This window comes from Staphylococcus sp. GDY8P85P, assembly GCF_017892405.1.
Taxonomy (GTDB): Bacteria; Bacillota; Bacilli; order Staphylococcales; family Staphylococcaceae; genus Staphylococcus; species Staphylococcus borealis.
On record NZ_JAESLA010000023.1, the window covers coordinates 35,330 to 51,660 of the forward strand.

The following is a 16,331-nucleotide window of genomic DNA, read 5'->3' on the forward strand; positions in this document are numbered from 1 at the left end:
ATTAAAGTGTTAAAAGCGAAAAATTTACGTCTGAAATATCCGAATGGCGAACGTAAAATCTTCGATAATTTGAATATTGAAATTAAAGATAAAGAAAAAGTGCTTTTACTAGGTCCTTCAGGATCTGGTAAAAGCACATTGCTTAATGTTTTAAGTGGCATTGTGCCAAATCTAATTGAGTTACCTATGAAATATGATGAACTTGAAATCGATCCACATTCTGGTGTCATCTTTCAAGATCCAGATACGCAGTTTTGTATGCCTAAAGTGTATGAAGAACTTGCTTTCGTTCTAGAAAATAAACAAGTACCACGCAATGAAATGGACGCACTTATAGAGAATGCTTTAGCATCGGTTGATTTAAATGTTACGGACAATACATTCGTCAATCATCTTAGTGGCGGTATGAAACAAAAGCTCGCTATTGTTGAAACTATTTTACAAGAAGCTAATACGCTTTTCTTAGATGAGCCTACTGCCATGTTAGATGTAGATGCTACAGCTGATTTGTGGCAACGACTTATTCAGTTATGGTCTGATCAAACTGTGCTTATTGTCGAACACAAAGTTGAACATATTTGGGAGCATGTCGATAGAGTCATCTTATTGAATTATGAAGGACAAATCATAGCAGATGGCACACCAGATTACATATTAAAAAACTGTGAGCATTTACTCACTGAATTTGGCGTTTGGCATCCTCATGCTTGGGATCATGCGCCAAAGCCGATTACATTTCCATCTAATGCAGCTGAAACATTATTTACTTTTAAGAATGGTCAAGTTATTCGTGGTAAAAAACAATTATTCCAGACATCCGAATTAAATGTTCATTCTGGAGAATGGATTACGATAACTGGGAAAAATGGTACAGGTAAAACAACGCTGTTAGAATCAATGATGCAACTTATAAAATATGAAGGTACGATGGCTTATAAGAATACAATATTGAAGAAAATTAAAGATGCAGCCAAGCATATGTATCTCGTTTATCAAAACCCTGAATTACAATTTATAACAAATTCAGTTTATGAAGAAATATATATTCATTATAATCATCAAGAACCTTCAATCGCTGAAAATGAAACGATGAAACTTTTAAAATTATTGCATTTAGAAGCTGTTAAAAACCAACATCCATTTGAATTATCTATGGGTCAGAAACGACGTCTTAGCGTAGCTACTGCACTAAGTTCAAAAGCCGATATCATCTTGCTAGATGAACCAACATTCGGACTGGATAGTCACAATACATTCCAATTGATTGAACTTTTCCAGGAAAGTGTCTCAAGTGGTCAAACCATCATTATGGTTACACACGATCCGGAAATCATTCATCGCTATCCAACACGTCGTTTAATCGTCGAAGATAACCAACTCATTGAAGAGGAAGGTGAATCACATGTTTGAACGTTGGAAGAAACACTATTCCTTTGTAGATGACGTTAATATCATTACGAAACTTTTACTTGGTGTAGCGCTATTCATTTTCATTATATTTGTCCATAATTTTGATTATATGATTTACATTACCATTATTATGTTTTTATTTTTAATGGCATTTAATGGTACGCAGTTTAAAATTACCGGAGCCTTTATTTTAGCCACTGTGCTATTTGCGCTATTATCGTCATTATTTATGATCCTTTATGGCGATGGGACACATATGTTATTTAAATGGGGCATTATTCAAATTAGTACTGAAAGTATTGTACGTGGCTTGCATTTATCATTACGTACAATTACAGTGTCGATGTTTGGTATTTTATTGGCCCTCACATCCGAAATTGTCATGATTTTTTATAGCCTAATGCAACATTTAAAAGTAAAACCTAAAATTGCATATGCGTTTATGGCTGCAATCAGAATGGTCCCTCTCATTTTCACATCACTTATTCAATTGAGACGTTCGCTTAAAATGCGTTATCAAATGATTGATGCTTCAAATTATAGAGGGCTAAAACGTCTAAAACATTTATTAATACCTATCTTAAGTCAAAATATCCGTCGTGCGCATCAACTGTCTGTTGCGATGGAATCTAAAGGCTTCAAAGATGGTCCAAGAACATATTATTATAAAGCACCGTTTTCTTATAAAGATATTTTATTTGTAATTTGCGTTGTGGCCATATTAATCATCGCATTTTATCTTTCACAATACTTCCCTATCACTGGGATTACTGACGCGCGTGTATCAGGTTATACCTCATAAAAAAATAGGGCGTATCACTGTTCATCAGGATACGCCCTATTTTTTACATTTACTTATTCAATGCCTTATTTCCAATATCATGACGATAAAATAGGTTATCACTCTTAATTTTTTCTACATTGTTATACGCTACTTTCTGTGCATCTTCAATTGTTGCACCTTTTCCAAGAGCTAATATCACTCTGCCTCCTGAAGTAACATAAGCATCATCTTCTTTACGTAAACCACTTACGAAATAAGTATCATTCAATTCAAATCCAGTTACTTTAGCACCTTTAGCGTAACTTCCTGGATAACCCTTAGAGGCTAACATAACTCCCACGACATAGTCATCTTGCCATTGGAATCGAATTGGTTCTTTGCGATCTAAGGCAACGATTTGAGCCATTAAATCACTCTCTAATCGACTTAACAATACTTGTGCCTCTGGGTCTCCAAAGCGTGCATTAAATTCAATCACTTTGGGTCCTTCAGATGTTAAAATCGCACCAATATAAAGTAATCCAAAGTAATCATAACCTTCTGCTTTCATCGCTTTCGCAATGGGTTGTGCAATTTCTTTATTTGTACGTGTTAAGACATCGTCAGTAATATGAGGCACTGGACAATATGCACCCATGCCACCAGTGTTAGGTCCTTCATCATAATCAAAGGCACGTTTATGGTCTTGAGCAATACAATCAAACGGAACTGCATATTCACCATTAATGAAGGTCATTAAAGAGAATTCTTCACCCTCTAAAAATTGCTCAAATACCACTTTACCCTGCTCTTTAGGATATAGTGTTTCAACCGCTTCTTTCGCCGCTTCACGTGTATTAGCGATAATAACACCTTTACCAGCTGCTAAGCCATCTTTCTTAGCTACGATAGGTAAATCACAATGTTTTATATAGTCGAGTGCTTCTGCTTTAGAATTCACTTCTTTATAATCCGCAGTTGGAATATTATATTTTTCCATTAATTGTTTAGCAAATAGTTTAGACCCTTCTATTTGAGCCGCGTCCTTATTTGGACCAAATACCTTTACATTAGCTTGTCGTAATTGATCTGGTAACCCATCAATTAATGGTTGTTCCGGTCCTACAATTACCCATTCAATATTCTTTTCTTGAACAAAGTTTAAGATGGCTTCATGATCACTTTCTGCAATGTCAGTATGCACTTCTGCAACATTAACCATAGCGTCATTACCTGGAATTGCGTGTAATTGATCAATTAATGGTGATTGACGCAATTTATTAGCTAAAGCGTGTTCGCGGCCACCCGCTCCGATAACTAAAACATTCATCATTATTACCCCTTCCATTATTTAAATGACAAATTAATGCTTGAAGTGACGCATACCAGTTGTCACCATAGCAATGCCATATTTATTCGCCATATCAATTGAATCTTGGTCTTTAATTGAACCACCCGGTTGAATAATAGCTTTAATACCATGCTGTGCAGCCAATTCAACGGTATCATCCATTGGGAAAAAACCATCTGAAACTAGGGCAACATTGTCATTGATTTCTATTGCACGCTCTAACGCAATTTTTGCAGAGCCAACACGATTCATTTGACCTGCACCAATCCCTACCGTTTGTTTCGTATTACTCAAGATGACAGCATTACTTTTTACAGAAGGGATTACTTTCCAACCTAATAGCATCGCATCCCACTGATCGTCGGTAGGTGCCTTGTCAGTTACAACTTTCATATCTTCTTTAGCAACTTCAAAGTTATCTTTGTCTTGAACTAAATAGCCACCTGATACAGAAACAAATTCTTCTTCACGATTATCAATCGTCATATCAATTTCAAGCAAACGGATATTTTTCTTCTGCGTTAGAATATCTAAAGCTTCATCTGTAAATCGTGGCGCGATGACCACCTCTAAGAATATCGCATGCAATGTTTCTGCTAATTCAGCAGTCACTGTTCTATTTAATGCGATAATGCCACCAAAAATAGATTGGTTATCTGCATCATAAGCATGTTTAAACGCAATTTCAATATTGTCGCCAATACCTACACCACAAGGGTTCATATGTTTAACAGCAACAGCAGCTGGTTCACTAAACTTCTTCACAAGTGAAAGTGCTGAATCCGCATCTTTAATATTATTAAAGCTTAACGCTTTACCATGTAATTGTTTAGCGCCTGCAATAGTATGTTTACTATTCGAAGTACGAACGAAGCGTGCTGATTGTTGAGGATTCTCTCCATATCTTAATTGTTCGCTATCTCCTTTAAAGAAGCTTACAATAGCATGATCATATTCATTTGTATGTGTAAATACTTTTATCATTAATGCTTTACGGTACGCTTCATCTAGTCGATCTTCTTTTATACGTTCGATGACTTCATTATAATCAGATGGGTGTACAATTGTCGTTACATGCTTAAAGTTTTTAGCTGCAGCACGTAGCATCGTAGGTCCGCCAATATCAATGTTTTCAATTGCTTCTGCTTCAGTCACATCAGGATTTTCAACCGTTTTTTGAAAAGGATATAAATTCACTACTACCATATCGATTAAATCAATATGTTGTTCTGATAATTGTTCTAAATGTTCAGGTTTATCTCTATCCGCTAAAATACCACCATGTACCGCTGGGTGTAATGTTTTAACACGGCCATCCATAATTTCGGGAAATTGTGTTAACTCTGAAACAGATTTCACTGGTACAGAAGCATCTTCTAAAGCACCTTTAGTTCCTCCAGTTGAATAAAGTTCATAATCTAATTTGATTAACGATTTAGCAAATTCCACTATTCCACTTTTGTTTGAGACACTTAAAATTGCTTTTTTCATGATTAGCTTAACTCCTTATTTAATAACTTTAGCTATAACACTTGGATAAAGTTCGTATTCTAATTGTTTAACACGTTCTTCCAATTCTTCTTTAGTATCGTCCGATTTAATATCACATTGTCGTTGATCAATAATTTCTCCCGTATCCATGCCACTATCTACATAATGAACCGTTGAACCAGTAATCTTATCACCGCTATTAAATGCTTGCCCTATAGCATCTTTCCCCTTATATTTCGGTAACAATGATGGATGGATATTTAAAATTTTACCTTCATATGCTTCTAATAAGTCAGGCCCAATTAATCGCATATAGCCAGCAAGGATAATCCATTCTACTTCTTCGCGTTGTAACAACTTAATTACATGTTGTTCATAAGCTGCTTTTGATTCGAAATCTTTAGGTTCATTAATATTGACAGCTACTTTTAATTGTTCAGCACGTTTGATGCAGTATGCATCGTGATGATCAGTATATAAAGATGTAATTTCTATATTATTGAGTTCCCCTTTATCTGCGCATAATACAATATTTTCGAAATTACTACCTGAACCAGATGCAAATATTGCTACTTTAGCCACTACTCTACCCCCTCAAGATGAATAGGCGTGTCTTTGTCTTCAATAATTTCACCTATTTCGAAAGCAGATATACCCTCTTGTTTTAAAATATCAAGTGTTTGCGCAACATCTTTTTTATCGATTATGACAGTAAAACCAATCCCCATATTAAAGACATTGTACATTTCTTTAGTATCTATATTGGCTTGTTGTTGTAGCCAATTAAATACGTTTGGTGTTGGAAATGCTTGTGTATCAATGTTAGCTGCTAAACCTTCTGGTAACCCACGTGGAATATTTTCATAAAAACCACCACCAGTGATATGATTCATTCCTTTAATTTGAACAGCTTTTTTTAGAGCAAGAATAGGTTTTACATAGAGCTGCGTTGGTGCTAGAAACGTTTCTAAGTACGAACGACCATCAAAGTCATCATTTAAATCAATCCCTGATTCTTTAATTAATTTACGCACCAAACTATAACCATTAGAATGAATCCCATTTGAAGCTAAACCAATAATGGCTTGTCCAGCTTCAATCGCTGAGCCATCAATGTATGCGTCTTTCTCAACTGCACCCACAGCAAACCCAGCAAGATCGTACTCACCTTCGTGGTACATCTCACCCATTTCTGCCGTTTCACCACCAATAAGTGCGGTATTTGTTTCTTCACAACCATCACTGACGCCTTTTACGATTTGTTCAATCACTTCTGGGACAACTTTATTTGTTGCAATATAATCTAAAAAGTATAGTGGTTCCGCACCCGTAGTTAAAATATCATTCACGCACATTGCAACCGCATCTATACCGATGGTGTCATGTTTGTCATGATCAATAGCCAATTTTAATTTAGTCCCTACACCATCTGTGCCAGAGACTAAGACGGGTGCTTTCATATTTAATTGAGATAAATCAAAAGTAGCACCAAATCCACCTAAACCACCTAATACTTCTTTACGCATCGTACGTTTCACATGACTGGACATTCTCTCAACTGCTTCATAACCTGCATGAATATCAACACCTGATTGTTCGTATGCTTTAGACATGAATATTACCCTCTCTATCAAAGTAGTGTTTATGATTATTGATATAATCTTGTTGACGTTGACTTAAGTTCTTATAATATTTCTCTTCATAATCAAACAGTCCTGCTGGATAGTCACCTGTAAAGCTCTCTACACATAATCCGCTATATGGCGCATCATAATTCAACCCAATTGATTCGATTAAACCGTCTACACTTAAATAAGATAGCGAGTCTGCACCGATATAATCACAAATTTCTTCAGGTGACTTGCTTGCTGAAATAAGTTCGGCAGTCGTTGAAACATCAATTCCGTAAAAGCTAGGAAACATAAATTCTGGTGAAGCAATTCTGACATGCACTTCTTTAGCTCCAGAATCTTTTAACATTCTGACAATACGCTTGCTCGTCGTGCCACGTACAATTGAATCGTCAACTAAGACAATGCGCTTTCCTTCTACGATATCTTTAACTGCTGATAATTTAACTCGAACACCTTGTTCCCTTAACTCTTGTGTCGGTTGAATAAATGTGCGAGCAACATATTGATTTTTTACTAAGCCCATTTCATAAGGTAAATGACTTTCTTCAGCATAGCCACTTGCCGCTGATAATGAGGAGTTGGGTACACCGATGACCATATCTGCATCTGCAGGGCTTTCTTGTGCTAATTTCTTTCCAGATGCTTTACGTACTGCGTGGACATTTTTACCCGCGATGGTTGAATCAGGTCGCGCAAAATAAATATATTCCATCGCTGATATAGCTGTATTCGTATGACTTGTATATGATTTAACCTCAATACCTTCATCGTTAATCACAACGTATTCTCCAGCATGAATGTCTTGCACATATTCTGCACCTAATACATCAATGGCACATGTTTCACTAGCTAAGATGTATGTACCGTTTTGCATTTTGCCAACGACTAACGGACGAATCGCATTAGGGTCAACAGCGCCATATAATGCATCTTTAGTTAGAATTGCAAAGGAGAAGCCACCTTTAATTTGGCGTAAACTTTCTTTTAATGCTTCTTCAAAAGTGGGTGCCTTACTTCTACGTATTAAATGCATAATCACTTCAGTGTCGGATGATGAATGGAATATCGCACCGTGTTTTTCCAAATATTGACGCAATGTCTGTGCATTAATTAAATTACCATTATGACAAATCGCAACACTCATATCGTAAAAGTGATACAAGAATGGTTGTATATTTTCAATACCTTTATTACCTGAAGTCGCATAGCGAACATGGCCAATAGCGTTGTGACCATCTTTAAGTTGATCCATTTGGTCGCCTTTAATAGCTTCTGTTAACAATCCAAGACCACGTTCACCTTTTAAAACTTCTCCATCTGATACAACGATACCTGCACCTTCTTGACCACGATGTTGCAAACTGTGAAGTCCCATATAAGTCAATTGAGCGGCTTCTGAATGATTCCAAATGCCGAATACACCACATTCCTCGTTTAATCCACTGTAGTTAAACATTGTGCAATTGCTCCTTCCCAACTTTCTTTAATATCTGAGACTTTTTCAACTATCGAACTTTGAGCATTCGTTACTTTAAATTCATCAACATCTGTTAATCGACCAATTTCTATAGCATCGTCAATATTTAAAGCCTGACCTTCTTTAACAGCAATGATATATCGACCTTGCGTTTCACTAAACAATTGCGCATCTGTAAGATCAACTGAAGCTTCTAACCCTAAACTGTAGTGTGCACTTAAGCGTGCTAAAGTGATTAATAAACCACCTTTACCTACTGTTTGTACGTGTGAAGCCACGCCATTTCGAATCGCATTTTTAACCGCTTCTCCTTTAGCAACTTCATCACTTAAATCAATCGCTTCAAATTCATGATTCACTTTACCGTACAATAATTTTTCAATTTGACTACCGCCAAAGTCATCTCTTGTTTCACCAACTAAATACAATTTATGGCCAGCTTCAGGGTGGAAGTCATTAAGATAATCAATATCTTCAATTAATCCAACCATTCCTACGACAGGCGTTGGGAAAATGGATGTGCCACGTGTTTCGTTATAAAGAGAAACGTTACCTGAAACAACGGGTGTTTTTAATACTTCACACGCTTCTGACATGCCCTTCGTTGAATCAATCAATTGTTGATAGATTTCTTTCTTTTCTGGTGAACCATAGTTTAAGCAATCTGTCATAGCTAGTGGTGTAGCACCGACAGCAATTAAATTACGATACGCTTCTGCAACGACCATTTTTCCACCCTCATACGGTTGGTTAAATACGTAACGTGCTTCACCGTCTATCGTAGATGCAATAGCTTTATTCGTACTTTCTACACGAACAACTGATGACTGAAGTCCTGGTTTAATAATCGTATTTGCACCAACTTGTTGATCATATTGTTCATATAAATAATGTTTTGAAGCAATTGTTGGGTGTTTTAAAAGTTTTTCAAAGACATCTTGAACATCGATTGAACTATAGTCATTTTTTGATGTGTTGTATTCTTTTTCTTCACCCTCTAGCACATAAACCGGTGCTTCATCTGCAAGAGATTGCACAGGGATATCTGCAAATAGCTCATCTTCATATTTAAGTACGAAGCGGTCAGTGTTCGTTACTTTACCAATTACTGCACTATCTAATTCATATTTTTCAAATAAATCTAAGAATTTTTGTTCAGTCCCTTTTTCAACGACTAGTAACATTCGTTCTTGTGTTTCAGAAAGCATCATTTCATAAGGTGAAATACCTGGTTCACGTGTAGGCACTTTATCTAAATGTAATTCTAGACCGCTGCCACCTTTAGCTGCCATTTCTGATGATGAAGATGTTAAACCAGCGGCACCCATATCTTGAATACCAACTAATTCGTCGAAAGTAATCGCTTCTAATGTTGCTTCCATAAGTTTTTTACCTACAAATGGATCGCCAATTTGAACAGACGGACGTTTACTTTCACTTTCTTCAGTCAACTCTTCAGACGCAAAAGTGGCCCCATGAATACCATCACGACCTGTTTTGAGTCCTACATATATAACCGAGTTACCTTCACCTTTAGCAGTTCCTTTTTGAATCATGTCATGATCAATCACACCGACACACATAGCATTGACTAACGGATTGCCATCATAGCGATCATCAAATTCAATTTCTCCAGCTGTTGTTGGAATACCGATACAATTACCGTAACCGCCAATACCACGAACAACACCTTTAAGTAAACGTTGGTTTTGTTTCACTGACAATTCACCGAAACGCAAGCTATTTAATAAATTAATAGGTCTAGCTCCAATTGATACGATATCTCTAATGATGCCACCTACACCTGTTGCAGCACCTTGATAGGGTTCAATAGCAGATGGATGGTTATGTGATTCAACTTTGAACACAACTGCTTGGTTATCTCCTATATCTACTACACCTGCACCTTCACCAGGTCCCATTAAGACATGTTCACCTGTTGTCGGAAATTGTTTTAAGAATGGTTTAGAGTGTTTATAAGAGCAATGTTCACTCCACATCACTGAGAAGATGCCTACTTCTGTAAAGTTAGGTTCTCTCCCTAATATTTCACACACTTTGTTATATTCCGCGTCACTTAAGCCCATATCTTGATACAATTTTTCAAGCTTAATTTCTTCAATACTAGGTTCGATAAACTTAGACATTTTGTTCCCTCCAACTATTTACCATTGCTTCAAATAATTTCACACCACTATCAGTTCCAAGAATTGTTTCAAGCGCACGTTCTGGGTGTGGCATCATACCACAAACATTACCTGCTTTATTAACAATACCTGCAATATTTTCATGAGAGCCATTTGGATTATCTTCATAAGTTAAGATAATTTGATTATGCTCAATTAATTCATCATATATATCATCTGTACAGTAATAATGACCTTCACCATGTGCAACCGGATAAACGACAATTTCATTCTCACCATATAAATTTGTGAAAGGTGTTTGATTATTGGCAATTTTTAGACTTTCGTTTCTGCTAATAAATAAATGAGAATCATTATGAAGCAATGCACCTGGTAATAAACCAATTTCTGTAAGAATTTGGAATCCATTACACACACCAAGAACCGGTTTACCTTCACTTGCTAGACGTTTCACTTCACTAATGATAGGTGCTACACTTGCCATAGCGCCTGAGCGTAAATAGTCACCAAAAGAAAAACCACCTGGAATTAATACGCCATCGTAACCTTCCAATGATGTCTCACGATAGTCAACATATTCTGCTTCAGCACCTGTCTTAATCGCTGCATTGTACATGTCTCTATCACAATTAGATCCTGGGAATACGAGAACTGCAAATTTCATCTTATGCATTCTCCTTTTCATCAACGATTTTATAACTATATTCTTCAATAACAGTGTTTGCGAATAACTTCTCACTTAAAGTAGTAACGATATTATCAACCGCTTCATCAGTTGCTTCATCAACTGTCATGTATAAAACTTTACCTACTCGAATATCATTTACTTGTTTATAACCTAAATCATGTACAGCTCGATTTAATGCTTGCCCTTGCGTATCTAATACTTGTGGTTGTAATGTAATGTGAAGTTCAATCGTTTTCATTATTTTAGTTCCTCCAATTTATTTAAAAATGTTGTATATGTGTCAATAAGTGAACCTGTATCATTTCGATAGACATCTTTGTCAAAGTTAGTGTCAGAATGTTTATCCCAAATACGACATGTATCAGGAGAAATTTCATCAGCTAGTAAGATTTTACCGTCAGATGTCTTACCAAATTCGATTTTGAAATCCACCAATCTTAAATCCATTTCATTCATAAGCTCCATTAATACTTTATTGATATCTTTCGCCATTGTTTTCAATATTTCAATTTCACTATCATTCGCAATATTTAGCAGTTTCACATGATCATCTGTAATTAAAGGATCGTTCAAGTCATCATTTTTATAGAAAAATTCAACTAAAGGCGCTTCAAATTCATGCCCTTTATTAAAACCTAAGCGTTTGGTAATTGAGCCTGTTGCAATGTTACGAACCACCACTTCTAATGGGATAATAGTCACTGCTTCGACTAATTGTTCCGTTTCTGATAGTTGTTTAATAAAGTGACTTTTAATTCCATGTTGGGCTAAATAGTCGAATATTATAGCGGTAATTTGATTATTTAATCGGCCTTTACCTTCCATTTTGTCTTTTTTTGCACCATTACCAGCCGTAACTTCATCTTTATACTCAACTCTCAATTGACCTTCTTTGTCTGTTGAGAAAATTCTTTTCGCTTTCCCTTCATATAATAGCGTCATTAACTATTCTCTCCCTTCAAACTGTTTGAGCATGTCTTTCTCAGTTTCATTTAAATCATTCGTCAAAATGGTCATATGTCCCATTTTACGGTCAGGCTTGCGTTCTGATTTGCCATAAATGTGCACATGCCATTCAGGATGACTTGAAAACTGTTCTTCTAATAAATCTAAGTCTCGTCCTAACAAATTCATCATGACTGCTGGTTTTAAGATTTCAATTTGTTCTGGTAGCTTTTGACCTGTAACAGCAAGAATATGCGTATCAAATTGTGAATAATCACAGGCTTCAATAGAATAATGTCCTGAATTGTGTGGACGTGGTGCGATCTCATTTACATACAAATGATTTGATTTATCAATAAAGAATTCAACTGTGAATGTACCTACGAAATGAACTTGATCAATAATCTTATTCACTTCATTTCTAGCTTCTTGTTCCTTGTCAGTTCGTGCAGGCACAATGGTTTTAAACAAAATCTGATTACGATGTTCGTTCTCTTGTAGTGGGAAGTACGTAATTTGTTTGTGATTGCCGATTGTAACTGTTAACGAAACTTCAAGTGAAATATCAAGATATTGTTCTGCTACACACTCTTGATTCGTAATAAGTGCTCTAGCTTCTTGGAGCGCTGTTTCATCTTTAACTAAGACTTGTCCTTTGCCGTCATATCCACCAAATCGCGTTTTGACTATAAATGGATAGCCTAAGGTATGAATAGCATCATTTAAATCTTCTTCACTTTTTATAGATAAAAATGGAACGATTTTAGAACCAGCTTGTTCTAATGTTTGTTTTTCAGTCAATCGGTCTTGCAATAATTGAATTGCTTGAAAGCCTTGAGGAATATTGAATTGTTGCGTTAAGCGATTAAGTTGCTCAGCAGAAATATTTTCAAACTCATAAGTAATGACATCAGATTTTTCGCCAAGTTCATGTAACGCTTTTTCATCATCGTAAGCAGCAGTGATAAATTCGTGAGCGACAGGTTTACATGGGCTGTCAGGGTTAGGATCTAAACAAATAACTTTGAAACCCATTTTCTGTGCTGATTGAGCCATCATCTTACCTAATTGACCACCACCAATAATGCCAATCGTGTCACCGAACTTTAATTTATTGAAGTTCATTTTGCATTTCACCAACTTTATCTACTAGACTTTGCTCATATTGTTCTAAATGATGACGAACTGTTTCGTTGCCAATACTTAATATTCTTGCAGCCAATATGCCAGCATTTTTAGCACCTGACGTTCCAATTGCAGTTGTAGCTACTGGAATACCACCAGGCATTTGAACAATTGATAATAATGAATCCAGTCCTTTTAAACTTTTCGATTCTATTGGTACACCTATCACAGGTAATGTTGTCATTGATGCAACCATTCCCGGTAAATGCGCTGCGCCACCTGCTCCAGCAATAATGACATCATAGCCATTTTTCTGTGCTTGACTGGCAAATTCATACATTAATTTTGGCGTACGATGTGCCGAAACCACTTTCTTATCGTACGGTATTTCGAATTCGTCTAACATCGCACAACTTTCTTGCATAATCTTCCAATCTGAAGAACTACCCATAATTACCGCTACTTTCACGTTGTACACCCTTTCAAAAGTTTGAAATTTAGATACGATTAGTTGTATATTACAGATATAGCATAACAATCATGCGATGCTTTTTCAATTAAAAATCGAACTTTAACTTAATTTTTATCTTTAATTTACGTCTTTTGGCTATTAATTGACGAGAATACAGTTTTAAAGTTAAGGTATAGTTATGATTAAAACAAACAAGGAGGAATTTTTTGTGGTTGCAAAAATTTTAGATGGGAAACAAATTTCTAAGGACTATAGACAAGGTTTACAAAATCAAGTCGAAGCATTAAAAGAAAAAGGTTATACACCAAAATTATCAGTTATCTTAGTTGGTAATGATGGTGCAAGTCAAAGCTATGTAAACTCTAAAAAGAAAGCTGCTGAAAAAATCGGCATGATTTCTGAAATTGTTCATTTAGAGGAAGATACTTCTGAAGAGGATGTATTAAAAGAATTAGATCGTTTAAACAATGATGATTCAGTTAGCGGTATTCTAGTTCAAGTACCACTTCCTAAACAAGTAAGTGAACAAAAAATCTTAGAAGCGATTAATCCTGAAAAAGACGTTGATGGCTTCCACCCTTCAAACATCGGTAAATTATATATTGATGAGCAAACTTTTGTTCCATGTACACCATTAGGTATTATGGAAATTCTTAAACATGCTGATATTGATTTAGAAGGTAAAAATGCGGTTGTAATTGGCCGTAGCCATATTGTTGGTCAACCAGTATCTAAATTATTATTACAAGCTAACGCTACTGTAACTATCTTACATTCACGTACTAAAGACATGCATAGTCATTTAAAAGACGCTGATGTCATTGTTAGTGCTGTAGGTCAACCAGGCTTAGTTACTAAAGATGATGTTAAAGAAGGCGCAGTTATTGTTGATGTTGGTAATACGCCTGATGAAAATGGTAAATTAAAAGGTGACGTAGAGTTTGAAGAAGTTAAAGAAATTGCTGGAGCAATCACACCAGTTCCAGGTGGTGTTGGCCCATTAACAATCACTATGGTGCTTAACAACACATTATTAGCTGAAAAAATGCGTCGTGGCATTGAATAAGAAGGCTTCACTTTGATTTAAGTCTTATGTTATTAGAATAATTAAATTGAAATGGCTAGGACATCATTCCTAGAAAAATAGCCAGTAAATGCGTTTTAACAAACGCATTTACTGGTTTCTTTATTTACAATACGGAGTATTGTTGGCTTGCTTTCTTATGGGATAGCTTCAGCCTGTAGACCTCTAAAGAAATGCTTAGATGAACATTTACTCATTCTGTTGTGATGCTTGCCTAGGAGTCTACGCAACTCTGTTTCGTAATCTATCTTAGAATTATTTATGCAAGTGCAGTTGCACTTATGTTCAATAATAATTAACGCAAGCGTCTCGCCAAAATACTTTGTATTGATATGTAATTTTACATTGAAATTCTTTTAAAAAATTAAGGCACACTCATATAATTTAGTAAACATTTCAACACTAAATTAAAGAGGTGCCTTATATATTAGAAACTACACTATAAAATGATTATACGTCTTGCATTAATCCAGTAATGTAGCATATCTTAACATCCATTATTCTTATTAAACTGTAACGCTTAATTTTGGTACGAATGTTTCATAATGGATGTGACTTTGATCAACATCTAATGCTTTTAATACTTCAATTACAGATTGAATGAACTTAGCACCGCCACATACATATACTTCAGTATCATTGCTTAAATAGTTTTCAAGATAGTCTTTAGTTAAATAGCCATTTTTTTCTCTATCATAAAGTTCATAATTTGCTTTGTCTGATTTTTGGCTAATAGCTTCTAAATGTGAAGTGAACGGTGTATCGTTAATGTCTCCAGTAACTTGAACAAATTGAGCTTTACTGTCTTTAGCTACTACTTCATCAAACATAGAAACTAGAGGTGTAACACCGATACCTGCACCAATAAATAGTTGTGGTTTTTCTGGATTTGCAACTGCAAATGGACCAACTGGAGCAGACAAGTTAATTGTGTCCCCTTCTTTTAATTCATCATGTAAGATAGTTGAAACTTCACCTTCATGATTAGTAGTTACATCACGTTTAACAGCAAATGTTAAACGTTCTTTTTCTCCTGATACGATTGAGTAATGACGTTTTGCGCGATAAGGTAATTTTTCACTGCTTACGTCAACAGTGATATATTCACCCGGTGTGAATTGACTTAAATCATAATCAGTAGATTTAACTGTGAATGCTTTAATATTTGAAGACAATTGTTCGATTTTTTCGATTTCAAAAGGTTTAAATCCATCCCAAAGCATTTTAGCATAAATATCTTTTTCTACTTGAATAAACACATCAGCAATCTCTTGGTAAGCTTTTTTCCAAGTTTGAATAATAGGATGATCATCTTCAAGACCTACAACAGCTTTAATTGCCTCGATTAAATTTTCTCCGACAATATCGTAACCTGCAGGTGGAACTTGTAAAGCACAATGTTTATACGCAATTTCTTTAACAACCGGCATGATATTACCTAAATTATCAATATTCACTGCTGCTGCTAAAACACTTTGTGCTAATGCAGTTGATTGGAACCCCTTCTGTTGGTTCGTTTGGTTAAACATATTTTTCAATTCTGGATGTTGGTTGAACATTCTATTGTAAAAATATGATGTAATCTCAGTGCCTTTGTCTTGTAATACTGGTACTGTTTCTTTAATAATGCCTTTTTCTTTTTCATTTAACATGAAAAGTCACTCCCATTTAGTTAAATATTTCAAACCATTTCTTAATTCATTCTATTCCAAAATTTAAATTTTTTAAATCAAATGTAATCAAA

At 35.5% G+C, this 16,331-nt stretch carries 15 protein-coding genes; 3 read left to right on the forward strand and 12 right to left on the reverse strand.

Annotated elements, in window-relative coordinates:
* The first annotated feature begins 6 nt into the window (after nt 1–6).
* Nucleotides 7–1,410: an ABC transporter ATP-binding protein gene (locus KA828_RS05935; RefSeq protein ID WP_075108516.1), complete on the forward strand. Its 1,404-nt coding sequence runs from the start codon at nt 7–9 to the stop codon at nt 1,408–1,410.
* Nucleotides 1,403–2,212, forward strand: a complete 810-nt coding sequence (locus tag KA828_RS05940; RefSeq protein WP_011276155.1) for an energy-coupling factor transporter transmembrane component T family protein — start codon at nt 1,403–1,405, stop codon at nt 2,210–2,212. The genes KA828_RS05935 and KA828_RS05940 overlap by 8 nt, the downstream gene beginning before the upstream one ends.
* 49 nt (nt 2,213–2,261) lie before the next feature.
* On the opposite strand, the gene purD is transcribed toward KA828_RS05940, so the two are convergent.
* The 11 genes from purD to purE are packed head-to-tail and all read right to left on the reverse strand — an operon-like array spanning nt 2,262 to nt 13,500.
* Nucleotides 2,262–3,503, reverse strand: a complete 1,242-nt coding sequence (gene purD / locus KA828_RS05945; protein ID WP_075108517.1) for a phosphoribosylamine--glycine ligase — start codon at nt 3,501–3,503, stop codon at nt 2,262–2,264.
* 33 nt (nt 3,504–3,536) lie between these two features.
* Nucleotides 3,537–5,015 carry a bifunctional phosphoribosylaminoimidazolecarboxamide formyltransferase/IMP cyclohydrolase gene (gene purH / locus KA828_RS05950; protein WP_070855171.1) on the reverse strand — a complete coding sequence of 493 codons (1,479 nt, stop codon included), beginning with the start codon at nt 5,013–5,015 and terminating at the stop codon, nt 3,537–3,539.
* Between the two features lie 15 nt (nt 5,016–5,030).
* Nucleotides 5,031–5,597 (reverse strand): phosphoribosylglycinamide formyltransferase, encoded by a 567-nt coding sequence (gene purN, locus KA828_RS05955; RefSeq protein ID WP_193839531.1) that lies wholly within the window; start codon nt 5,595–5,597, stop codon nt 5,031–5,033.
* Nucleotides 5,597–6,628, reverse strand: coding sequence for a phosphoribosylformylglycinamidine cyclo-ligase (purM, locus tag KA828_RS05960; RefSeq protein WP_210125717.1), 1,032 nt, complete (start codon nt 6,626–6,628; stop codon nt 5,597–5,599). The genes purN and purM overlap by 1 nt, the downstream gene beginning before the upstream one ends.
* The gene (purF, locus tag KA828_RS05965) at nt 6,621–8,105 is read right to left on the reverse strand and encodes an amidophosphoribosyltransferase (RefSeq protein WP_210125719.1); all 1,485 of its coding nucleotides are present in this window, start codon (nt 8,103–8,105) and stop codon (nt 6,621–6,623) included. The genes purM and purF overlap by 8 nt, the downstream gene beginning before the upstream one ends.
* A complete protein-coding gene (gene purL / locus KA828_RS05970; RefSeq protein WP_210125721.1) occupies nt 8,084–10,273 on the reverse strand; it encodes a phosphoribosylformylglycinamidine synthase subunit PurL in 2,190 nt (729 codons plus the stop codon). Before purL ends, purF begins: the two co-directional genes overlap by 22 nt.
* On the reverse strand, nt 10,266–10,937 hold the full coding sequence (purQ, locus tag KA828_RS05975) for a phosphoribosylformylglycinamidine synthase subunit PurQ (RefSeq protein ID WP_053029132.1): 672 nt from the start codon (nt 10,935–10,937) through the stop codon (nt 10,266–10,268). Before purQ ends, purL begins: the two co-directional genes overlap by 8 nt.
* 1 nt (nt 10,938) lies before the next feature.
* A complete protein-coding gene (gene purS, locus KA828_RS05980; RefSeq protein WP_033079949.1) occupies nt 10,939–11,199 on the reverse strand; it encodes a phosphoribosylformylglycinamidine synthase subunit PurS in 261 nt (86 codons plus the stop codon).
* Nucleotides 11,199–11,903, reverse strand: a complete 705-nt coding sequence (gene purC, locus KA828_RS05985; protein WP_075108525.1) for a phosphoribosylaminoimidazolesuccinocarboxamide synthase — start codon at nt 11,901–11,903, stop codon at nt 11,199–11,201. Before purC ends, purS begins: the two co-directional genes overlap by 1 nt.
* A 3-nt stretch (nt 11,904–11,906) precedes the next feature.
* Entirely contained in the window at nt 11,907–13,031 is a 1,125-nt protein-coding gene (purK, locus tag KA828_RS05990; RefSeq protein ID WP_210125723.1) for a 5-(carboxyamino)imidazole ribonucleotide synthase, read from the reverse strand.
* The gene (gene purE / locus KA828_RS05995; RefSeq protein WP_075108527.1) at nt 13,018–13,500 is read right to left on the reverse strand and encodes a 5-(carboxyamino)imidazole ribonucleotide mutase; all 483 of its coding nucleotides are present in this window, start codon (nt 13,498–13,500) and stop codon (nt 13,018–13,020) included. Before purE ends, purK begins: the two co-directional genes overlap by 14 nt.
* 211 nt (nt 13,501–13,711) lie before the next feature.
* Here purE and folD point away from each other — a divergent pair, with 211 nt between their 5' ends.
* Nucleotides 13,712–14,569, forward strand: coding sequence for a bifunctional methylenetetrahydrofolate dehydrogenase/methenyltetrahydrofolate cyclohydrolase FolD (gene folD / locus KA828_RS06000; protein WP_053029128.1), 858 nt, complete (start codon nt 13,712–13,714; stop codon nt 14,567–14,569).
* 524 nt (nt 14,570–15,093) lie between these two features.
* Here folD and KA828_RS06005 read toward each other — a convergent pair.
* Nucleotides 15,094–16,239: a globin domain-containing protein gene (locus tag KA828_RS06005; protein ID WP_210125725.1), complete on the reverse strand. Its 1,146-nt coding sequence runs from the start codon at nt 16,237–16,239 to the stop codon at nt 15,094–15,096.
* Nucleotides 16,240–16,331 lie beyond the last annotated feature (92 nt).